The sequence below is a fragment of the Pseudomonas sp. fls2-241-R2A-110 genome, assembly GCF_030209165.1.
GTDB lineage: Bacteria > Pseudomonadota > Gammaproteobacteria > Pseudomonadales > Pseudomonadaceae > Aquipseudomonas.
Genome location: NZ_JARVSN010000008.1, coordinates 45,602 through 66,914, shown reverse-complemented (window position 1 = coordinate 66,914; position 21,313 = coordinate 45,602). Strand labels below are relative to the sequence as shown.

The following is a 21,313-nucleotide window of genomic DNA, read 5'->3' as shown; positions in this document are numbered from 1 at the left end:
ATGTACTACACCTTTCCTCAGAAATTTCTCGGCTTCGCACACTGTTATATACCGCGCACTACTCCCCGCAAGGCCGGCCAGCATTCACCACGCCGCTCAAGCCCCCCGTTTACATGGACCTACTGCAAAATAGACTTAGATAACTTCTGACGTCCGAATCATTACTTCCTGTTGTGGGAATACTCCGACACTAAAAAAATAACAAACTTGCAACTCCACCCACAAAAAACTACAACTTGGATGTCACTTGCGAAAAAGTGACTTCTTTCCGATGTGGAGTTAAAAAAATGAAAGACGCAAACATGATTGAAGTGCTTTTTAGTTTTAACGATAAATTCAACGCGCCTTCAGGACCCAACATAGCAGGCGGCTCGGGTGGTGCCGGTGGATGTGGTGGAAGTGGCGGTTGCGGCGGGGGCGGTGGTTGCAGTGGCGGCAGTGGTGGTTCAGGTGGTTCTGGCGGTAATGCAGTAACACGTCATTTCGATGAGGCAGTCGCCAAGCAATAATTCTGACGCACATGATAAGAGGCTTTTCGCACAGGCGAAAAGCCTCTATGGGAAGCGCAATGAAACTGAAAATACAGAATTACAACATACTTAACTTCGAAAATCAGAACATCCTTATTTCTGAAACGGGAGTAACAAAGGTCAACTCACCCTCTTTGCTCAAGATAATCACAACGCTTAAAGGTAGAGCATCGATCTCAGATCATGAACTGTATGATCTATTCCACCAACACAATCTCGATAAAGGGGACGCCTATTTATCGCTGGAGGCAATGCTCGGCCTTCATCATGAACCACAAGATATTTATTTTGATAAAACAACGATAATTCATGACTGGAAAGACCACGATCAATTAACGTCACTGATAAAGACCGAGCTTACGAATATCACTGTCACTGCCTCTGTTCCAGAACTTGATCAGGAATGCAGAAAAGAGACAAAGCAGATCACAATCCTCTTGTGCGAAAACTACAACTACGAAAAAATAAAAAAAACGTATTTCAAGCATGCAGAAGACCACCCTGACGACGCCATAATAGTTGGATATACCGCAGGGGATCAGTTCATCATTAGCCAACCTTATCTTCCGGCACTGGGAAGCCCGTGTCATTTTTGCACGGTAGATCGGCTTATCGAAAACGAAAAATACAGACCCAGCAACAACACCTGGTCTAATTTTTTAAATTTTTGTCATGCCAAAAGAACATCCATACCTGCACCCTCTCTCTCGATCTTTCAAAAAACGCTGATCATTGGAGCTCTGATACAAAAAATAAAATTACTAACAGGCCAAGGCGAAAGCGTTAGATACCAAGACAATATTCTTCAACAAACAAGTGTATCGCTGGTTAACGGACAACTATCAGAATCTACAACTTCACACTGGTGCCTATGCAGTTGCCTAAGGAATATCAAGTGAGGAAAATACCGCACGACTATTATCTCCGATTCCTGGATCCGATTGCATACAGCGAAACCATAGACTTTCACACAAAAGGAAACTTCTTCATACACGAAGCTTTTAAAAACCGCACAGCGCTGCACTTCATCAACAATAAAGACTTATCAGATCTAACGGGTAACGAGTTGAGATTGCACCCTGACATGGATTTATGCCTTCCAATAAAAAGTGAGAAATCGCAGACCTCGGATTTAAACCGAAACGAATCATGCGAGAGTTTCCTGGACGACCCAATACCTTTCGACATTGTCGAGAAAATGATAAACCCATTAACCTCCACAACAAAAGACAGTCACAAGCGTGGTTATCCAAGTGGAGGCGCCCTGTACCCCGTGGAAGTATTTGTATGCTCACTAATAGATGAACATCCGACGTGGCCGTGTAGCGAGCGGATCCTGCATTTGTTACCGCAGTCAAGAAAATTCGAAAGGGTAACGAGCTCGCACTCGATTCAAGACCTGAAAAAGTCCATATTTTCCGCGCCCCATACAATCGGCATGCCGAGCATTGCAATTATCTACGTTGCATACCTGCCAAAAACATTCTTTAAATATAGATACAGAGGATATCGAATGGCGCTAATGGAAGCAGGATCCATTTACACCATAATCGAACTTCAATGTAAAAAATTAGGCCTAGGGAGTCGTCAATGGTCAGCGTATACCGATACCCTGATCTGTAAGTCGATCGGTTTAAACCCAGCGCTATTTTTGCCTGTCAGCGTGCACCTTATAGGCAAATCCGCATGAATTTTTATAACACCAAAAACACCTCTGCATTGCCTTCCAAATGTGTTCTCCAGCCAGCTGGGGTCTCACATTTTCCTCCTTCAGTAGAAATAACCGACCAGTGGAATAATGGCGGTTCAGGCATCAGTAACGCTAACGCGTCGCACGCAGCATTGGGTGAGTACTTCGAGCGCCGACACTTCTATATGGAGGTTTTTCCTGAGCGCTCAGGTGTACTGGAGACCGCTCTATCTCCAACCGAAGTAGAAAAATTTGTACGCGCTTTTAGACAAACCGCTGACCGGGCAATAATTGACAAGGATATTCGACAGCACACATTCAGCCTGAGTAAAGCGTACCGATGCGAAGATTTTTCTGCCTGTTACATTCCAAGTGCCTGCCTATCCCTCAGCGCACACACAATAGCAAGCGATAGTTGGGTATACCCTTTACGCGACACGTGTGGATGTTGCTTTCATTCAGACCCGATTCTTGCAATGCTCGGCTCGCTAAAAGAACAACTTGAAAGACAGTTCCTCGCCAAATTCTGGCTGACCAAAACATGTTCAAAAATCGTAAAATATGAGGATGCAACTGAGCTACTGACGAAATCAGATGTTTATAAGCTCTATCAGTCACTCAACGTGTCGGGAGACGTCACTATACTTGACATCTCTGACTCAGACTTTCCTGGAACGTGTTTGCTTACGATCTACGGAAACAAAGATCCAACAAGGCATGTCAGATATTGCGCGGGGATGGCCTATGCAGCAACTGCAAAAGAAGCGCTGAGCAAGTCGATTCTGGAGCTATGGCAAACTTATCGCTATATCGATCTGCACGGTGCTCTCCAGCGTAAAATTACGGACATAGAAGACCCCTACTTGCGGTATTTTTTAAGTTGCAATTCATATATCACTTACCAAAACATCACAACGGTATACAGCCAAAACCACAAACAGCGCGACAACCTATCAAAATTTAGCGTAAACGGCTTACTGTCTTCACTCAAGAGCTTAGGCATTACGGGCTTTTTCTATATAAAACCAATAACAATAGAGACTGACTGCTATTACGCTGCCAAGTACATCTCTCCCGATTTATTCCTTCACATGAACAATGCTCAAAACATAAACACAGACAATCTTTACTCCCAATATTTTTCACACGAAATCCATAACGATCGACTCACCATGATGGTTCCTTTTCCCTGAGAATAAAAATGATACCTACCCATATTTTCGGACGTGCCACTCAACTAGCCTTCATTTTTATTAAGGAGCAACTCAAGGAGCCAACCGCTTTCTTCTGGACATTACTTTCTCCAGCCGCCATCTTCTATCTATTGAACTACACAAGAAATCGCACCTTTGTATTCGAATCAAACTATATAGAAACCACCTCCTGGTTCTATGCGTACATCGCATCGAACGTAGCGCTTTTCGGACTGGCATTTTATATAATTGGTCGCAGAGAAAGCGGGTATATCCGCTCATTCATCTACACCCTCGAATCCAGAGTTGTTTTTCTGATGGCCAAGTTAATGGCCTACTCCTGTATTTCGATTTTTTATTGCGTAGCGTTCTACTGCCTTACACGAGTGGCGTTTGGCACACCGGACTTCGAAGAGTTGTACCTGATCGTTTTTCGATTTTATTCCTGCTTCCTCTGTTTCAGCATACCCGCGCTGTTGTTAACGCTACTCCCTTGCAACTTCCAAGGTGCCAACACATTGTTTTCGATCTTATCATTTTCCATGTTAATTCTCGGCATCTATGGTGCCGACATGCCGCAAGACGCACCGAATTTAATTCATCTTTTGAATCCCCTCTGGCTCGCCAAGAACACGATGATACTGGGTATTTGGCACACTCCGGGCATCGTTATTTGCACCACACTCCTATTTGTATTTAACTTTGCATTAACGACCCATCAACTTAGAATCAATCCGGTATGGAGCAGATACTAATGAACTCGTTAACCGTGGACAAACTGACATTTAGCCACTTTAAACATCCTTTATTTGAAAATGCGACATTAAAGGTGGAGCCTGGAAACCTCGTCGGTTTACTCGGACCGAATGGCAGTGGAAAGACGACTTTTTTTGACATCGTCTGTGGCCTGCACAACCGAAATGACTCAACTATGTCTAACACCTTCATAAAAAAACTCTACCTGTCTCAGACAATTACCACTCCGCACACGCTCCACATGTTTGACATCTTTAAAATAACCGCCCTACTTTGCTCACCAGACAATGTCACACAGGACAACGTACTGGCAAAACTTGAAACGTGGAGCCCTGAAGTAGTCCAGCGCTACAAAAAAATCTGGAAAAGAAAATCATCAACGTGCAGTTACGGCGAAAAACGCTGGTTTTTCACACTGACACTACTGGCATTGAACGCAGACCTTATAATACTTGACGAGCCAACTGCCGGGGTCGACCCTGAATTTCGCCATTACATATGGAAGTGCCTGCACGGCGCTGTAAAGGACGGAACCGCAATTCTTGTGTCATCTCACAACACCCAAGAAGTGGTCGACAACTGCGACTACTTTTATATGATCAGTAATCGCCAATTCAGCAAGTTCAGCAGCGGACAGGAATTCACCAACTACTATGAAGCAACGAACGTGGATGACGCATTCATCCGTGCAGCGTCATCGACTGATTAGCGTCATTGTTTTTCAAACATCCGGACAACTCTCGGCATCAAGCTAAATATCCCCAGTGCCAGCAACGTGCTGAGCACTGCCGTTGCTTCACGCCCCAATCCCGCCGACACGCCTATCGCCGCCGTCATCCACAACCCGGCGGCGGTGGTCAGGCCTTTGACGTGGCCTTCATCGCCCTCCTGGTTTTTCAGGATAGTGCCAGCGCCGAGAAAGCCGATGCCGGCGATCACGCCCTGCACCACCCGACTCATGGCGTCGGCCTGGGAGCCGGACATCTGTGGCACCAGGACAAACAATGCCGCGCCCAGCGCCACCAGCATGTGCGTGCGAACACCTGCAGCCTTGCCCTTTTGCTCGCGTTCAAAACCAAGAATGCCGCCCAGCAACGCAGCAATCAGCAGCCGCACGGTGATGCGCGTCAGTTGCGACGCATCGCCAATGTCGGCGAATTCCGCTTGCAGCGTCACCCAAACCTCATGCCACCAGGCGTTCATGGTGCAAATCCTTGTGATTGCTCGTTAGAGCATGGACCGCACCGACCATTAATCGGTTGCACCGAACGATGATCCCCGGCTGAGCCCTAACACTGTAGAACCCGCAGAGAAAAGGACACGTTCATGACTGTGCGCATCGAAAACCAGACATGCTTTTTCACAACGGAAAACGGTGAAGAAATTCGCCTGTGCCCCGACGTCACCATCATCACTGACCCGGATAAAGCCATGTCAGCGGTGGAGCTCGACGGCCAGCTTGTCTACATCACCGAAGCAGAAGCCGACGCATTGACCGTAGCAGGCGCCGTTGACGGTCGCAGGCATTTGAAGGCCACCGAGAGTGATTCGGTTATTTGACTGACCTGCATCAACACCTCCCGCAGGCGACTGATACAGGCGCCTGCATCCTGCAACGCCGGGTGCATCAAGTTGTCGCAGGTAGCGCATCGATACCCATCTGATCCGCTTTTTATTGCAATACCTGAGTCTGTTATGCAAACAGATCGCTGGTCATAGTGCTCATGCCTGATGGAGGCTGATGAGCGAAAGACCATGAGCGATAGAATCCCCGTCCGAACCATAGAAAGCGTCCCGCCAGTCCAGACCTATGAGCCTTCGCGTCCAAAGATGAAGGCCAAGTCCAGCGACAACCTGATTCACACCCGCAGCTTTACCGGCCTGTTCCGCACCCTGCGCCTGAGTGGCGCCGGATGTCTGTTTTTGCTGTTCTTCGGCACTGTGTGGCTGAACTGGGGCAATCGTCAGGCGGTGCTCTGGGACCTTTCCGAAAGCAAGTTCCATATCTTCGGCGCGACCTTTTGGCCGCAGGATTTCATCCTGCTCTCGGCGTTGCTGATCATTGCCGCGTTCGGCCTGTTCGCGATCACGGTGTTTGCCGGCCGGGTGTGGTGCGGCTACACCTGCCCGCAGAGCTCGTGGACCTGGATTTTCATGTGGTGCGAGAAGATCACCGAAGGTGAGCGCAACCAGCGCATCAAGCTGCAGGCCGCGCCGTGGGGCCTGAACAAACTGCTGCGCCGCTCGGCCAAGCACACCCTGTGGCTGGCGATCAGCCTGCTGACGGGCCTGACCTTTGTCGGCTACTTCACGCCGATCCGGCCCCTGGCCGAAGAACTGCTGACCTTGCAGATGGGCGGCGTCAGCCTGTTCTGGGTGCTGTTTTTTACCGGCGCGACGTACATCAATGCTGGCTGGCTGCGTGAAGCGGTGTGCATGCACATGTGCCCGTATGCGCGATTCCAGAGTGTGATGTTCGACAAGGACACCCTGACCATTTCCTATGACGTGGCCCGTGGCGAAAACCGTGGCCCGCGCAAACGCGAGGTGAAACCGGCCGAAGTGGGCCTCGGTGATTGCATCGACTGCCAACTGTGCGTGCAGGTCTGCCCGACCGGGATCGATATTCGCGACGGCTTGCAGATGGAATGCATCGGCTGCGCGGCGTGTATCGACGCCTGTGATTCGATCATGGACAAAATGGGCTACGCCCCCGGCCTGATCAGCTATACCTCGGAGCGTGAGTTGCAGGGTGGCAAGACCCGCCTGTTACGGCCACGGCTGATTGGTTACACCGCCGTGCTGCTGGTGATGATCGGCGCCCTCGTACTTGCCCTGGTCGAACGGCCGATGGTGTCGCTGGATGTCAGCAAGGATCGCGGTCTGTTCCGTGAGAACAGTCAGGGGCAGATCGAAAACATCTACAGCCTGAAGGTCATCAACAAGACTCAGGTGCGCCAGGACTATCGACTGAGCCTGGTGGAGGGCGACGGTTTCCAGCTGCAAGGCAAGACCGAACTGAGTCTGGCACCGGGGGAGATTGTCGATGTACCGGTGTCGGTGGCCCTGCTGGCAGAACGTCCGAGCAGCAGTTCACAGACGATCAGTTTCAAGATTGTCGACAGCGATGAACCAGGCATTTATAGCGTGGCAAAAAGCCGGTTTGTGGCGCCGATGAACCGTTAAAGCTTTAGACTGCGGGGCGCCATTCGCGAGCAAGCTCGCTCCCACAAGGACACTGCAATACCTGTGGGAGCGAGCTTGCTGGCGATGCAGTCACCTCGATTTTTCTGACTGAATCACATCCAGGCACTTGATGAAACGCTACGAAAAATTCGCCGACGACATCGCAGAACTGATCCGCTCCGGCGTCCTTGGCCCCGGTCAGCGCGTACCGTCGGTGCGCTACGCCAGCCAGACCTACGGGGTCAGCCCGTCCACGGTGTTCCAGGCCTACTACCTGCTCGAACGCCGAGGCCTGATCCGCGCCCGGCCGCGCTCCGGCTACTTCGTCAACGCCCATGCGCCGAGCCCGTTTTCGGAGCCGGTGATCAGCAGCCAGGTCAACGAATCCACTGAAGTCGACGTCAGCGAACTGGTGTTCTCGGTGCTCGACTCGATCAAGGACCCGACCACGGTGCCCTTCGGCTCGGCTTTTCCCAGCCCGACCCTGTTCCCGCTGCAACGACTGTCGCGCTCCTTGGCCAGTGCTGCCCGGGACATGGACCCGCGCATGGTCGTCACCGACATGTCGCCGGGCAACCCGCAACTGCGCCGACAAATCGCCCTGCGCTACATGGTCGGCGGGCTGATGCTGCCCATGGAAGAATTGCTGATCACCAACGGCGCGCTGGAAGCCTTGAACCTGTGCCTGCAAGCCGTCACCGAACCCGGCGACCTGGTCGCCATCGAAGCGCCGGCGTTCTATGCCTGCCTGCAAATACTCGAGCGGTTGAAGCTCAAAGCCGTCGAGATTCCGGTGCACCCACGCGACGGCATCGACCTTGGCGTGCTCGCGCAAACCCTGGAACGCCATCCGATCAAGGCGTGCTGGTGCATGACCAGCTTCCAGAATCCCATGGGCGCGACCATGCCCGAGGCCAAGAAGCAGGAACTGGTCGAATTATTGCGCCGCCACCAAGTGCCGCTGATTGAAGACGATGTCTACGCCGAACTCTATTACGGCCAGCAAGCGCCGAAACCGGCCAAGGCTTTTGATACAGAAGGGTTGGTGATGCACTGCGGTTCGTTCGCCAAGAGCCTTGCCCCCGGCTACCGCATCGGCTGGGTCGCCGCCGGGCGTTATGCGCAGAAAATCGAACGGCTGAAACTCATGACGTCGCTGTGCGCCTCGATGCCGGCCCAGGCCGCCATCGCCGACTACCTGCAACACGGCGGCTACGACCGGCACCTGCGCAAACTGCGTTACGCTCTGGAAGAACAGCAAAGCGCCATGCTCGCTGCAATTGCCCGCTACTTTCCGGCGCAGACACGCGTCAGCCAACCGGCCGGCGGCTACTTCCTGTGGCTGGAGCTGCCGGCGCAGATGGATTCGTTGAAGTTGTTTCAGATGGCACTGGCGCAGGGCATCAGCATCGCGCCGGGGCCGATCTTTTCACCGACCCAGCGGTTCAGGAACTGTATCCGCCTGAATTACGGGAGCCCGTGGACCGAGGAATCGGAGAAGGCGATGGAGACGTTGGGGCGGATTGTGCGGTCGTTCTGACAATTGGATGCTGGCTGGTCCGACCCCTTCGCGGGCAAGCCCGCTCCCACAGGTTTTTTTGGTGCTCAATAATTTTCTGTTCATCCTGATCCACTGTGGGAGCGGGCTTGCCCGCGAAGAGGCCAGTGCCGGCACCGCAAATCTCAAAAATTATCGCCCGCCCGCAAGATCAACAAAAGTCCCGGTCGCATAAGACGCCTTGTCCGACAACAACCAGATAATCGCCTCTGCCACCTCGTCCGGCCGCCCGCCCCGCGCCATCGGAATCGCCGATTCGAGCTTGCTGACCCGGTCCGGGTCACCGCTGAGTGCGTGGAAGTCGGTGTAGATAAACCCCGGCCGCACCGCGTTGACGCGAATGCCCTCGCCCGCCACCTCTTTGGACAGGCCGACGGTGAAGCTGTCCAGCGCGCCTTTCGATGCCGCGTAATCCACATATTCGTTGGGCGAGCCCAGGCGCGAGGCCACCGATGACACATTGACGATGCTGCCACCCTGCCCGCCATGTTTGGGCGACATGCGCAGGACCGCGTGCTTGGCGCAGAGGATCGGTGCCAGGACGTTGGTTTTAAGGGTTCTGAGAATGCGGAATTCGGACATTTCGTCGACACGGGACTTTTGCCCCACCGTGCCGGCATTGTTCACCAGCGCCGTCAGCCGGCCCAGTTCAGTGTCCACCCGGTGGAACAAGCCGATGACTTCGTCTTCGATGCTGACGTCGGCGCGAACCGCGATGGCTTGTGCACCCAACGCGCGGACTTGCTCCAGTACACGTTGCGCAGCCGCTTCGTCGGCCTGGTAATTGATGCAGATCCGATAGCCCTGCGCGGCGGCCAACAGCGCGGTTGCGGCGCCGATGCCACGGCTGCCGCCAGTGATGAGAATGACTTTATCCATGCGTGCGTCCCCTAACAAACCTAAGCAGTCGGGGCCAAGAATAACCGCCATTGCCGGCTTTTGCATGGACTCACATCAATCACACGTCGTTTCAACCGACTGCCCGCTGCTCCCCGCGATGAATGTCGATCATGAAGCGATCCGCGGGCAGCGGGTGCCCCAAGAGGTAACCCTGTAACGAGTCGCAGCCCAGCTGGGTCAGGAAATCCTGCTGGACACCGGTCTCCACGCCTTCGGCAACAATGCGCAGGCCCAACGCCTGACCGAGGGCGACGATGGCCGAGACAATGGCCGCATCGTCACTGTCGTGTTCCAGATCGCGGACAAAACCACGGTCAATCTTCAACTCGTTGGCCGGTAGGCGCTTGAGGTACATCAAACTCGAGTAGCCGGTGCCAAAGTCATCGATCGACAGATCGACGCCCATTTCCGAGAGTTCCTGAAGAACCGTCATGCTCGCGTCGGCATCACTCATGGCGGTGGTTTCGGTGATTTCCAGGGTCAGGCTGTTCGCCGGCAACTGATGGGTAGCCAAGGCTTTGGAGACGCTATTGACCAGGCCCTTGTGGCAGAACTGTAACGCCGAGAGATTCACCGCGATGCGCCAGTCGGTGTAGCCCAGCACATACCACTCGCGCATCTGACGGCAGGCTTCGTTCAGCACCCATTCACCTATGGGAATGATCAACCCGGTTTTTTCCGCAAGGTCGATGAACCTGTCCGGCAGCAGCATGCCCTGGGTCGGGTGCACCCAGCGCAGCAGCGCCTCGGCGCCCACCGGGCGACCATTGCCGGCGTCGAATTTGGGTTGGTAATAGAGGCTGAACTGTTGCTGATCGAGGGCGTTGCGCAAGTCCTGCAGCAATTGCAGCTGGATGCGCGCGTTACTGTTCATCGAGGCATCGAAAAAACTGTAGCCGTTTTTCCCGGCACCCTTGGCGTGGTACATCGCCGCGTCGGCGTTCATCAGCAATTCCTGGGCTGTCTGGCCGTTGCCCGGAAACAGCGCAATGCCGACACTGGCGGAAATCTGCAGATCATGTTCGGCGACCCGGAACGAACTACCGATCAACGCGACCTGCCGAGCCGCCAGGTCCAATGCATCGTTCGGCTCACTGAGGCGCACCAATAGCACAAACTCATCGCCACCGATTCGCGCCAAGGTGTCCTGGCTGCGCAAATCCTCGCGCAGGCGCAGGCCGACTTCACGCAGCAACTGATCGCCCATGTGGTGACCGAAGGCGTCGTTGACCGGTTTGAAGCCATCCAGGTCGATGAACATCAGCGCAAAACAACCGCCCTGCTCGTTCACCTTGGACATGGCTTGCTCGATGCGGTCGGCGAGCAACATGCGATTGGGCAAACCGGTAAGGGTGTCGTGCAGGGCCAATTGGGTCAGCTCGCGATTGGCTTCCGTCAGGGAGCGTGCGAGGTCGGCGGTGCGTGCTTCAAGACGCGCATCCAGCACCGACGTCAACAAGGCGATGCTCAACACCGCCAGCGTGGTGATCAGCACCAGGTTGTCCAGGCCCTTGCCGTTCAAGCCCGTGACCGCGGCGCCGCAGAAGCTGCCATCCGGGAAACGCGCCGCGGCCATGGCGGTGTAGTGCATGCCGACGATGGCCAGTCCCATGATGACCGCGGCCCCCGCGCGCAACAGGCCTACGTACGGTGTGTGCTGACGCAGGCGGAAGGCAATCCACAACGCCGCGCCGGATGCACCGACAGCGATCAGCAACGAAGCACTGAACAGCGTCGGGTCGTAATCGATACCCGGTTGCATGCGCATGGCGGCCATGCCGGTGTAATGCATCGCGCTGATCCCCGCGCCCATGATCAACGCGCCAAACCCCAGTTGCCAGGCAGGCAGGCGTGGCTGGCTGACCAGCCACAAGGCAAAGCCGCAGGACAGGATCGCAGTCAACAGCGACAGGGCCGTCAGGACGAAGTCGTACCCCAGATCGATGGGTAAGGTGAACGCGAGCATGCCGATAAAGTGCATCGACCAGACGCCAACGCCCATGGCCAAGGCGCCACCCGCGGTCCATAGGAACACGGCCCGGCCTTTGGCCGTGGCAATGCGCTCGGTCAGGTCGAGCGCGGTATAGGAGGCGAGAATCGCCACACAAAGCGAAATGATGACCAGCGTGGGTGAATAGCTACCGATGAGCATGTGACTTCTCGCGACCGCCCCACCGTACTGCTTCCGTTCTCGACAGGGCAAATCCGGCGATTGTACTGATTACGCAAAAGAACGCACTGACAATAATGGTCAAATGGCCATCAAGCCGATGAAACGCTTGTTTGATAAATCTTCGCCGTCCCTTGCCGATCATTCCCACGCTCTGCGTGGGAATGCAGCCAAGGACGCTCCGCGTCCCATGCCAGAACGCTGCGTGGGAGCGATCAAGACCCGCTGCAACAAGCCGGATCAATCCTTATTGCTGACCTGAAGCTCCCCGTCCCAGCCACCGCCCAGCGCTGCGATCAACTGCACACTGGCGATCAGGCGGCTCTGCAACAAACTCAGCACGTTGCGTTCGTTATTCAACGCCGTGGCCTGAACCACCACCACATCCAGATACGCAATCAACCCGGCCTTGTACTGGTTCTGGATCAGGCGCAATGATTCACGCGCAGCATCCAGCGCTTCCTGACGCACGCCCGCTTCGTCCTCCAGCACCTTGAGCTGCACCAGATAGTTTTCCACCTCGCGGAAACCATCGAGCACGGTCTGGCGGTACTTGGCCACGGTTTCGTCGTAGGCCGCTTCGCTGCGATCGACTTCAGCGGAACGCTGGCCGCCGTCGAACAGGGTCATGGCCAACTGCGGCCCGACCGACCAGAACCGGTTCGGCAAGCTGATCCAGTTGGAAAAGGTGCTGCTGCTGTAGCCGCCATTCAGGCTCAGGGTCAGGTCCGGGTAGTACGCGGCCTTGGCCACGCCGATGTTGGCGTTGGCCGCCATCACCGAACGCTCCGCGGAAGCGATGTCCGGGCGGCGCTCAAGCAACTGCGAAGGCAGGCTTAGCGGGACTTCGGGCAACGCCGGGATGTCCTTGGTCTCGACCAGGGTGAACTCCGCAGGCGGCAGCCCGATCAGTACGGCAATGGCGTTCTCGAACTGGGCACGCTGCCAGATCAGGTCGACCATGTCCGCCTGGGTGCTTTTGAGTTGTGTCTGCGCCTGGGCAACCGCGTCCTTGCCGGAGACACCGGCGCGGTATTGGTTTTCGGTCATTTTCAGCGAGCGTTGATAAGCTTCGACGGTCGCTTCCAACAGGCGTTTCTGCTCGTCGATCACCCGCAATTGCAGGTAATTCTGCACCAGCTCCGATTGCTGGCTCAGGCGCATCGCCGCCAGGTCGGCAAAACTGGCCTGGGCGTTGGCGGTGTCTGCTTCGAGCCCTCGGCGCAACTTGCCCCAGATGTCGGCTTCCCAACTGACACCGGCCTGCGCGGTGTAGGTGTCACGAATGCCGCTGGAGGAACTGGTCAGGCTCGAATTGCTGCTGCCGGTGCCTTGGCTGGAGCGGCTTTTACTGACAGTCAGGTCCACCGTCGGAAAAAACGCGCCCCGGGCACTGCGCACCAACGCCTGGGCCTGACGGTACTGGGCTTCGGACTGGGCGACGGTCTGGTTGGAACTGTTGAGTTTTTCGATCAGGCCATTGAGCTGCTGGTCGCCATATAACTCCCACCAGGCGCCGCGCGCCAGGGAATCGCTGGGCTTGGCCTGACGCCAGCCTGCCGCTTCCTTGTATTGCACCGGCGTCGCGGCGGGCGGACGCTGGTAGTCCGGGCCGACAGCGCAAGCGCTGAGCATCGCCACGCACAGCGTCAGGCTCAGCAGACGCGAGCCCCGGGCCGCCGCCAACGGGGTAGCCAGATTGATAAGCGATCGGTCAGTCATAGCGGAGTTTCCAGAGCAGCATCGGTACGCACTCCACGCCATTTGTTGAAGCGATGGCGCAGTTTGTCGAGGTAGAGGTAAACCACCGGGGTGGTGTAAAGGGTCAGCACCTGGCTGAAAATCAGCCCGCCGATGATGGTCAGGCCCAGCGGCTGCCGCATTTCCGCCCCTTCGGCACGGCTCAGCAGCAATGGCAGCGCGCCGAGGATCGCCGCCAAGGTGGTCATCAAAATCGGTCGCAGACGTTGCAGACAGGCGCTGCGGATCGACTCCAGCGGGGTCAGGCCCTGGTGCCGTTCCAGTTGCAATGCGAGGTCGATCATCAAAATGGCGTTTTTCTTTACCACGCCGATCAGCAAGAACAGCCCGAGCAACGAAATCAGACTGAACTCGCCACCCAGCGCATAGATCGACAGCAACGCGCCGACCCCGGCCGACGGCAATGTCGACAGAATGGTCAGCGGGTGAATATAGCTTTCATACAGCACACCCAACACCAGATACACCGCCACCAGCGCGCCGAGAATCATGAACGGCTGGCTCTTCTGGGTGGCGGCGAAGGCGTTGGCGGTGCCGGCCATTTTCACGATCACGTCTTCCGGCATGCCGAGCCGGGCAATCGCCCGCTCGATGGCCGCCGTGCCCTGCTCCACCGTCACGCCTTCGGCCATGTCGAAGGCGATGCTTTCGGATGCGAATTGGCCTTCGTGGCTGACGCGGTCGTCTTCCAGGCTGTTTTCGTAATGGGCGATGGTTGAAAGCGGAATCCGCGCACCGTCGGCAGTGATCACCTGCACCTGCTTGAGGGTGATCGGGTCCTGGGCATATTTCGGATTGACCTCCATCACCACCTGATACTGGTTGAGGCTGTCGTAAATCGTCGAAATCTGCCGCTGGCTGTAGGCGTTGTTCAGCACCGCGGTGACCATGTTCATGTCGACGCCCAGGCGCTTGGCCTGATCGCGATCAACAATCAGCGTCACCTGTTGCGCGCCGCGTCCCTCGCGAGCGTCAATCGCCGTTAGTTCCGGCAACGCCTTCAAGGCTGTCACGACTTTGGGATACCACTCGCGCAACTTGCCGAGGTCGGCGCTTTGCAGGATGTAGGAATATTGCGACGTGGTTTGCTCGCGACCGCCGCCGAACTGCAGATCCTGATCAGCCATCAGCATCAATTGCGCGCCAGGCACCTTTGGCATTTCCTTGCGCAGGCGTTCAATCACCTTCTGCGCGGAAATGTTGCGTTCCTTGATCGGTTTCAGGCGGACCAGCATGAACGCGTTATTGGTGCCGTTGGTGCCGCCAATGAAGCCGGCGACACTTTCCACCGCATCGTCTTTGAGAACGGCGCGGCGGAAAATTTCCATTTTCGGCTGCATGACGCTGAACGACAAACCGTCATCGCCGCGCACGAAACCGATCAGCTGACCGGTATCCTGCTGAGGCATAAAGGTTTTAGGAACAACGATATACAGCGCAATATTAACGCCGACTGTCAAAAACAAACTGAGCAACGTCAGTCGACGATGACGCAGCACCCAGTCGAGACTGGTCGCGTATTTACCGACCATCCACTCATTGGCGCGCTGGCTCCAGCGCTGCAAACGGTTTTCCTGGCCCGGCGTGTGCGGCTTCAACCAACGCGCACAGAGCATCGGCGTCAGCGTCAGGGACACCACCAGCGACACAACGATGGACGCCGCCAGCGTGATGGAAAACTCGCGAAACAGGCTTTCAATGATCCCGCCCATGAACAGGATCGACAGGAACACCGCCACCAGCGAGACGTTCATCGACAGCAAGGTGAAGCCGACTTCCTGCGCCCCAAGGTATGCGGCCTTCATCGGCGGCACGCCCTCATCGATGTGCCGGGAGATGTTTTCCAGCACCACGATCGCATCGTCCACCACCAGCCCGGTGGCCAGGATCAGCGCCATCAGCGACAAGTTGTTCAGCGAGAACCCGTAGAGGTACATCACCGCAAAGGTGCCGACCAGCGACACCGGCACCGCCAGGGTCGGAATCAGCGAAGCGCGGAAATTGCCGAGAAACAGGAACACCACCAGAATCACCAGCGCCACGGCGATCAGCAGGGTCATTTCCGCTTCGTGCAGGGTCGCCTTGATCACTGGCGAACGGTCCATCGCCAGGTTCAGTTTGACGCTGGCCGGCAGCACGGCTTGCAATGCCGGGAGCTGGGCCTTGATATCGTTGACCGTCTCGATGATGTTGGCGCCGGCCTGGCGGTTGATCACCAGCAGTACCGCCGCGTCGTTATTGAAGAAACCGCTGTTGTAGCGGTCCTCGACGCCGTCGCTGACCTTGGCCACGTCCTTGAGGCGCAACGCTGCGCCGTCCGCGTAGTGGATGATCAGCGACTCGTAATCCTTGGCTTTTTCCAGCTGATCATTGGCCTGAACCTGCCACAGCCGCTGGCTGTCTTCGACCGAGCCTTTGGGCCTGCGCACGTTGGCGTTGGCGATGGTGTTGCGCACATCGTCCAGGGCCACGCCATACTGGTTGAGCGCCTGGGGTTCGAGTTCGATACGTACGGCCGGCAACGAGCTGCCGCCAATCTGCACTTCACCCACGCCCTGCACCTGGGACAAGCTCTGGGACAGAATCGTCGACGCCAGGTCGTAGAGCTGGCCTTTTTCCAGCACATCGGAGGTCAGTGATAGCACCATGATCGGCGCCTGGGACGGGTTGACCTTCTTGTAGGTCGGCATGCTGCGCATCCCGCTGGGCAGCAGGTTGCGCGAGGCGTTGATCGCCGCTTGCACTTCCCGGGCCGCGCCGTTGATGTCGCGGTCGAGGTCAAACTGCAAAATCACCCGGGTCGAGCCCTGGCTGGAGCGGCTGCTCATGGTGTTGACGCCGGCAATCGCGCCGAACGAGCGCTCCAGTGGCGTGGCGACGGTCGAGGCCATCACTTCAGGACTCGCGCCAGGCAGGCTGGCCTGGACCACGATCACCGGGAAATCCATCTGCGGCAATGGCGCCACCGGCAACAGGCCGAAGCACACACCGCCCAGCAGCATGATCGCCAGGCTCAGCAACATGGTCGCGACCGGGCGCTTGATGAAAGGTCCGGACAGGTTCATGGCTGCTCTACCGCTTCCACGGACTGAGGCTTGCGACCCCAGCGCCGGCCGAGGCGGTCGAAATACAGATAGATGACAGGCGTGGTGAACAGCGTCAGGACCTGACTCACCAGCAAACCGCCGACCATCACCAGACCCAAAGGCTGACGCAATTCCGCGCCGGAACCGGTGGCCAGCATCAAGGGCACGGCGCCGAACAACGCAGCGAGCGTGGTCATCAAAATGGGCCGGAAGCGCAACAACGCCGCCTGATAAATCGCAGTCTGCGGGTCCATGCCCTGATTGCGCTCAGCGTCGAGGGCGAAGTCGATCATCATGATCGCGTTCTTCTTCACGATGCCGATCAGCAGAATGATGCCGATGATCGCGATCATCCCCAGGTCATTGCCACTCAACAGCAGCGCCAGCAAGGCGCCGACCGCCGCCGAGGGCAAGGTCGAGAGAATGGTGATCGGGTGAATATAGCTCTCGTACAACACACCAAGCACGATGTACATCGTCACCACCGCCGCCAGAATCAGCAGCAAGGTGCTCGACAAGGAAGCCTGGAACGCCTCGGCGGCGCCCTGGAACTGCGTCTGCACGCCAATCGGCATGCCGATGTCTTTCTGTACCTGATCGATAATCTCGACCGCATGCCCCAGCGCCACGCCGGGCGCCAGGTTGAACGACATCATCACCGCCGGGAACTGGCCGATGTGGGTGATCGCCAGTTGCGCCTGTCGCTCCTCGATGTGCGCCAGGCTGGACAGGCGCACTTGCCCGCCGTCGGTGGTCTTGACGTGAATCTGGTTCAAAGCATCCGGGCCGATCTTCTCGCCGGACTGCGATTGCAGCACCACGCGGTACTGGCTGGCCTGGGTATAAATGGTGGAAATCTGCCGCTGGCCGAAGGCGTCGTACAGCGCGTCGGTAATGTTCGACACCGACACCCCGACCCGTGACGCCGCATCGCGGTCGATCACCAGGTAAACCTGCAACCCCTTGTCCTGCAAATCACTGGCGACGTCAGTCAGTTCTGGCCGTTGCGCCAGGGCTTGCACCAGACGCCCGCTCCACAGGCTGAGCAACTCCGAATCCGGCGATGACATGCTGAACTGGTATTGCGTGCGGCTGACACGGTCTTCGATGGTCAAGTCCTGCACCGGTTGCATGAACAGCCGGATACCGACCAGTTTGTCCAATTCCGGTTGCAGGCGCGCGATCACCTGGGTCGCGCCCAAATCGCGGTTGCTGTGGGGTTTGAGGTTGATCAGCAGGCGACCGCTGTTCAATGTCGAGTTGTCACCGTCGACGCCGATGTAGGACGACAGGCTTTCGACCGCCGGATCGGCCAGGATCACCTTGGCCAGTTCCTGCTGGCGCTCGCTCATCGCCGCAAAGGAAATCGATTGCGGTGCTTCGGAAATGCCCTGGATAACGCCCGTGTCCTGCACCGGGAAGAAGCCTTTGGGCACGACCATGTAAAGGAACACGGTCAGCGCCAGCGTGCCGATGGCCACCAGCAAGGTCAGTGGCTGGTGCTTGAGCACCCACTGCAACCTGCGCCCATAGCCTGCGATCATCCAGTCAATTGCTGCGCCACTGGCGCGGTAGAAGCGGCCCTGCTCTTCTTCCTTCGGCTCACGCTTGAGCAAGCGCGCGCACATCATCGGCGTCAGGGTCAGGGAGACAACCAGGGAAATCAGGATTGCCACCGCCAGGGTGATCGCAAACTCGCGGAACAACCGCCCCACCACGTCGGCCATGAACAGCAGCGGGATCAGCACCGCGATCAGCGACAGGGTCAGGGAAATCAGGGTGAAACCGATCTGCTTGGCGCCCTTGAGCGCGGCATTCAGAGGCGTGTCGCCTTCTTCGATGAACCGGGAGATGTTCTCCAGCATCACGATGGCATCGTCCACCACGAAACCGGTGGCGATGGTCAGGGCCATCAAGGTCAGGTTGTTGACCGAGAACCCGGCCAGGTACATCACGCCGAACGTACCGATCAGCGACAGCGGCACGGCCACCGTCGGGATGATCGTGGCACTGGCTCGACGCAGGAACAGGAACGTCACCATCACCACCAGCGCGATGGCGATCAGCAACTCGTGTTGCACGTCAGTGACCGAGGCGCGAATGGTCTGGGTGCGGTCGGTGAGGACCGTGACGTCGAGGCCCGCCGGCAGATTGTCGGTGATGCTCGGCAGCAACGCCTTGATCCGGTCGACCACTTCGATGACGTTGGCGCCGGGCTGGCGCTGAATGTTCAGCAGCACTGCCTGGTTTTCATTGGCCCACGCCGCCAGCCGCTCGTTCTCGGCGCCGTCGACGATTTCCGCGACGTCCTTGAGCCGCAACGGCGCGCCGTTGGCGTAGGCCAGAATCAGGTTGGCGTAGTCCTTGGGCGACGTCAGTTGATCGTTTGCATCGAGCATCGAGACCCGGGTCGGGCCGTCGAAGTTGCCCTTGGGCTGGTTGACGTTGGACGCGCCGATCAAGGTGCGTACATCGGACAGGTTCAAACCATTGGCCGCCAGGGCCTCCGGGTTAACCTTGATCCGCACTGCCTGACGCTGGCCGCCGGCAATGCTGACCATGCCGACCCCGCTGATCTGGGCGATTTTTTGCGCCATGCGGGTGTCGACCAGGTCATTGAGCTTGGGCAACAGCATGGTCTTTGAGGTGATCGCGAGGGTCAGCACCGGGGTGTCCGCCGGGTTGACCTTGTTGTACACCGGCGGTGCCGGCAGGTCCTTGGGCAGCAAATTGGTGGCGGCGTTGATCGCGGCCTGCACCTGCTGCTCGGCAACGTCCATGTTGATGTCGAGGCTGAAACGCAGGGTCAGCACCGAGGCGCCGCCGGAGCTGGTCGACGCCATCTGGGTCAGGCCGGGCATCTGCCCGAATTGACGCTCCAGCGGCGCGGTGACGGCACTGGTCATGACGTCCGGGCTGGCGCCGGGGTACAGCGTCATCACCCGAATGGTCGGGTAATCGACTTGCGGCAATGCCGACACCGGCAATAGCCGATAAGCGATGATCCCGGCCAGGATAATCGCCAACATGCTCAGGGTCGTGGCGACCGGGCGAAGGATGAACAGCCGCGAGATGTTCATGCGCCGTCCTTTTTCGCCTTGTCGGTGGTGGTCTCAGGCTCAGTCGAGCTGGCCGCCGATTTGCCCTGCAAGTGGCCGGTCGGGGTGGTCGGTACGTCCTTGGTGTCGTTGACCACTTCGACTTCGCTGCCTTCCTTCAGGCGGTCGGTGCCTTCCAGGACCACGCGATCCCCCGGAGCGAGGCCTTCGGTGACCACGGTGTTCTGACCGTCACTGGCGCCGACTTTCAACTGGCGGATCGTGACCTTCTTGTCGCCGTCCATTGCATAGACGAACGTGCCGTTGGTGCCGAACTGAATCGCCGCCGACGGTGCGAGCACCACGCCTTTCAGGGTGTCGGCCAGCAGGTGGACGTTGACGAACTGGTTGGGGAATAACACCTGATCGCGGTTCTCATAGCGCGCCTTGAATTTCAGGGTGCCGGTGGTGACGTTGATCTGGTTGTCCAGGCTCTGCAACACGCCCGTGGCCTGTAACTGCGTGTCACCACGGTCCCAGGCTTCGGCGATCAATTTGGCGCCGGTGCGATAGCGCGCCAATACGACGTCAAGGCTGTTCTCCGGCAAAGTGAAGGCGACGCTGATCGGTTGGGTCTGGGTGATGATCGCCAGCGCCGTGGTGTCGTTGGCGGCCACCAGGTTACCGACGTCCAGCTGCCGCAGGCCCACACGCCCGGCAATCGGGGCGCGGATCTTGGTGAATTCCAGATTGAGTTTGGCGTCGTTGACTGCCGCCTGATTGGTCTTGACCGTGCCCTGGTACTGGCCGACCAGCGCTTCGGCGGTGTCCAGGGTTTGCTTGGCGATGCTGTCTTCCTTGAACAGACCCCGATAACGCTCGACATCGACCTGGGCGTTTTTCAATTGCGCCTGGTTCTGCAGCAACGTGCCTTCGGCCTGGAGCAAGGCATTCTGGTAAGGACGCGGGTCGATTTCAGCCAGCAGGTCGCCGGCCTTGACCATCTGCCCTTCTTCGAAGGCAATCCTCATCAACTCGCCGCCAACGCGGCTGCGCACATTAATGGTGTTGAGTGCGGTGACCGTGCCCAACGCCCTGTAGTACAGCGGGAAATCACCTTTGACCGCCGGCGCTACACGCACCGGGATCGGCCCGGTCGCCCCGCCGAAGCCCGGACGCATGCCTCCCGACTTGCCGGTGTGCCCGGCGACGGCTTTCGGAGCTGCACTTTCCTTCTGGTGACTGCCGGCAGGCCAGAATTTCCAGCACAGCCCAGCGATGACCAACAGGACAAGCAGGCCGAGCAGCCAGCGACGAGGATTACGGGAAGCAGAGGATTGCATGGAATGATCAACCATTGGGCGCGTGAGCTTTTTTCTACGGGAGGCTGAACGATAAGCACTGGCGGGTATTAAGCAAAGCGCCTTTACCGGCAATTTACCTTT

General features: G+C 57.2%; 16 protein-coding genes. 9 read left to right on the top strand and 7 right to left on the bottom strand.

Annotated elements, in window-relative coordinates; all coding sequences use genetic code 11:
• The first annotated feature begins 287 nt into the window (after window positions 1-287).
• Genes QRN31_RS07160 through QRN31_RS07135 form a run of 6 tightly spaced genes read left to right on the top strand, consistent with a single transcriptional unit; the run spans window position 288 to window position 4,878 of the window.
• Complete coding sequence (locus QRN31_RS07160) at window positions 288-509, top strand: hypothetical protein (RefSeq protein WP_285431047.1); 222 nt, start codon at window positions 288-290, stop codon at window positions 507-509.
• 59 nt (window positions 510-568) lie between these two features.
• On the top strand, window positions 569-1,429 hold the full coding sequence (locus tag QRN31_RS07155) for an McbB family protein (RefSeq protein ID WP_285431045.1): 861 nt from the start codon (window positions 569-571) through the stop codon (window positions 1,427-1,429).
• Window positions 1,402-2,220 (top strand): SagB/ThcOx family dehydrogenase, encoded by an 819-nt coding sequence (locus QRN31_RS07150; RefSeq protein ID WP_350310382.1) that lies wholly within the window; start codon window positions 1,402-1,404, stop codon window positions 2,218-2,220. Before QRN31_RS07155 ends, QRN31_RS07150 begins: the two co-directional genes overlap by 28 nt.
• Complete coding sequence (locus QRN31_RS07145; RefSeq protein WP_285431044.1) at window positions 2,217-3,413, top strand: YcaO-like family protein; 1,197 nt, start codon at window positions 2,217-2,219, stop codon at window positions 3,411-3,413. The genes QRN31_RS07150 and QRN31_RS07145 overlap by 4 nt, the downstream gene beginning before the upstream one ends.
• 8 nt (window positions 3,414-3,421) lie before the next feature.
• Window positions 3,422-4,168: an ABC transporter permease gene (locus QRN31_RS07140; RefSeq protein WP_285431042.1), complete on the top strand. Its 747-nt coding sequence runs from the start codon at window positions 3,422-3,424 to the stop codon at window positions 4,166-4,168.
• Window positions 4,168-4,878, top strand: coding sequence for an ATP-binding cassette domain-containing protein (locus tag QRN31_RS07135; protein WP_285431040.1), 711 nt, complete (start codon window positions 4,168-4,170; stop codon window positions 4,876-4,878). Before QRN31_RS07140 ends, QRN31_RS07135 begins: the two co-directional genes overlap by 1 nt.
• Window positions 4,879-4,880: 2 nt before the next feature.
• Here QRN31_RS07135 and QRN31_RS07130 read toward each other — a convergent pair whose 3' ends face one another.
• Complete coding sequence (locus QRN31_RS07130; protein WP_285431038.1) at window positions 4,881-5,372, bottom strand: MgtC/SapB family protein; 492 nt, start codon at window positions 5,370-5,372, stop codon at window positions 4,881-4,883.
• Between the two features lie 123 nt (window positions 5,373-5,495).
• Here QRN31_RS07130 and QRN31_RS07125 point away from each other — a divergent pair, with 123 nt between their 5' ends.
• The 3 genes from QRN31_RS07125 to mapR all read left to right on the top strand — a co-directional run bounded on the left by QRN31_RS07125 (window position 5,496) and on the right by mapR (window position 8,895).
• Window positions 5,496-5,729, top strand: a complete 234-nt coding sequence (locus QRN31_RS07125) for a DUF3203 family protein (RefSeq protein WP_285431037.1) — start codon at window positions 5,496-5,498, stop codon at window positions 5,727-5,729.
• A gap of 195 nt (window positions 5,730-5,924) precedes the next feature.
• Window positions 5,925-7,355 carry a cytochrome c oxidase accessory protein CcoG gene (gene ccoG, locus QRN31_RS07120; RefSeq protein WP_285431036.1) on the top strand — a complete coding sequence of 477 codons (1,431 nt, stop codon included), beginning with the start codon at window positions 5,925-5,927 and terminating at the stop codon, window positions 7,353-7,355.
• A 130-nt stretch (window positions 7,356-7,485) separates the two neighbouring features.
• Window positions 7,486-8,895, top strand: a complete 1,410-nt coding sequence (mapR, locus tag QRN31_RS07115) for a GntR family transcriptional regulator MpaR (protein WP_285431035.1) — start codon at window positions 7,486-7,488, stop codon at window positions 8,893-8,895.
• Window positions 8,896-9,045: 150 nt separating this feature from the next.
• Here mapR and QRN31_RS07110 read toward each other — a convergent pair whose 3' ends face one another.
• The 6 genes from QRN31_RS07110 to QRN31_RS07085 all read right to left on the bottom strand — a co-directional run bounded on the left by QRN31_RS07110 (window position 9,046) and on the right by QRN31_RS07085 (window position 21,226).
• Window positions 9,046-9,792, bottom strand: a complete 747-nt coding sequence (locus QRN31_RS07110; protein WP_285431034.1) for an SDR family oxidoreductase — start codon at window positions 9,790-9,792, stop codon at window positions 9,046-9,048.
• Window positions 9,793-9,883: 91 nt separating this feature from the next.
• A complete protein-coding gene (locus QRN31_RS07105; protein ID WP_285431033.1) occupies window positions 9,884-11,965 on the bottom strand; it encodes a putative bifunctional diguanylate cyclase/phosphodiesterase in 2,082 nt (693 codons plus the stop codon).
• 258 nt (window positions 11,966-12,223) lie between these two features.
• Complete coding sequence (locus QRN31_RS07100) at window positions 12,224-13,705, bottom strand: efflux transporter outer membrane subunit (RefSeq protein ID WP_285431032.1); 1,482 nt, start codon at window positions 13,703-13,705, stop codon at window positions 12,224-12,226.
• The gene (locus tag QRN31_RS07095) at window positions 13,702-16,809 is read right to left on the bottom strand and encodes an efflux RND transporter permease subunit (RefSeq protein WP_285431030.1); all 3,108 of its coding nucleotides are present in this window, start codon (window positions 16,807-16,809) and stop codon (window positions 13,702-13,704) included. The genes QRN31_RS07100 and QRN31_RS07095 overlap by 4 nt, the downstream gene beginning before the upstream one ends.
• Window positions 16,806-19,910 (bottom strand): MdtB/MuxB family multidrug efflux RND transporter permease subunit, encoded by a 3,105-nt coding sequence (locus tag QRN31_RS07090; protein ID WP_285431029.1) that lies wholly within the window; start codon window positions 19,908-19,910, stop codon window positions 16,806-16,808. The genes QRN31_RS07095 and QRN31_RS07090 overlap by 4 nt, the downstream gene beginning before the upstream one ends.
• The gene (locus tag QRN31_RS07085) at window positions 19,907-21,226 is read right to left on the bottom strand and encodes an MdtA/MuxA family multidrug efflux RND transporter periplasmic adaptor subunit (protein WP_285431028.1); all 1,320 of its coding nucleotides are present in this window, start codon (window positions 21,224-21,226) and stop codon (window positions 19,907-19,909) included. Before QRN31_RS07085 ends, QRN31_RS07090 begins: the two co-directional genes overlap by 4 nt.
• Window positions 21,227-21,313 lie beyond the last annotated feature (87 nt).

Excerpts from the sequence above, each read along its gene's own strand:
- QRN31_RS07160 (WP_285431047.1), top strand. The coding sequence starts at position 288 with ATGAAAGACGCAAACATGATTGAAGTGCTTTTTAGTTTTAACGATAAA.
- QRN31_RS07155 (WP_285431045.1), top strand. The coding sequence starts at position 569 with ATGAAACTGAAAATACAGAATTACAACATACTTAACTTCGAAAATCAG.
- QRN31_RS07150 (WP_350310382.1), top strand. The coding sequence starts at position 1,402 with ATGCAGTTGCCTAAGGAATATCAAGTGAGGAAAATACCGCACGACTAT.
- QRN31_RS07145 (WP_285431044.1), top strand. The coding sequence starts at position 2,217 with ATGAATTTTTATAACACCAAAAACACCTCTGCATTGCCTTCCAAATGT.
- QRN31_RS07140 (WP_285431042.1), top strand. The coding sequence starts at position 3,422 with ATGATACCTACCCATATTTTCGGACGTGCCACTCAACTAGCCTTCATT.
- QRN31_RS07135 (WP_285431040.1), top strand. The coding sequence starts at position 4,168 with ATGAACTCGTTAACCGTGGACAAACTGACATTTAGCCACTTTAAACAT.
- QRN31_RS07130 (WP_285431038.1), bottom strand. The coding sequence starts at position 5,372 with ATGAACGCCTGGTGGCATGAGGTTTGGGTGACGCTGCAAGCGGAATTC.
- QRN31_RS07125 (WP_285431037.1), top strand. The coding sequence starts at position 5,496 with ATGACTGTGCGCATCGAAAACCAGACATGCTTTTTCACAACGGAAAAC.
- ccoG (WP_285431036.1), top strand. The coding sequence starts at position 5,925 with ATGAGCGATAGAATCCCCGTCCGAACCATAGAAAGCGTCCCGCCAGTC.
- mapR (WP_285431035.1), top strand. The coding sequence starts at position 7,486 with ATGAAACGCTACGAAAAATTCGCCGACGACATCGCAGAACTGATCCGC.
- QRN31_RS07110 (WP_285431034.1), bottom strand. The coding sequence starts at position 9,792 with ATGGATAAAGTCATTCTCATCACTGGCGGCAGCCGTGGCATCGGCGCC.
- QRN31_RS07105 (WP_285431033.1), bottom strand. The coding sequence starts at position 11,965 with ATGCTCATCGGTAGCTATTCACCCACGCTGGTCATCATTTCGCTTTGT.
- QRN31_RS07100 (WP_285431032.1), bottom strand. The coding sequence starts at position 13,705 with ATGACTGACCGATCGCTTATCAATCTGGCTACCCCGTTGGCGGCGGCC.
- QRN31_RS07095 (WP_285431030.1), bottom strand. The coding sequence starts at position 16,809 with ATGAACCTGTCCGGACCTTTCATCAAGCGCCCGGTCGCGACCATGTTG.
- QRN31_RS07090 (WP_285431029.1), bottom strand. The coding sequence starts at position 19,910 with ATGAACATCTCGCGGCTGTTCATCCTTCGCCCGGTCGCCACGACCCTG.
- QRN31_RS07085 (WP_285431028.1), bottom strand. The coding sequence starts at position 21,226 with ATGGTTGATCATTCCATGCAATCCTCTGCTTCCCGTAATCCTCGTCGC.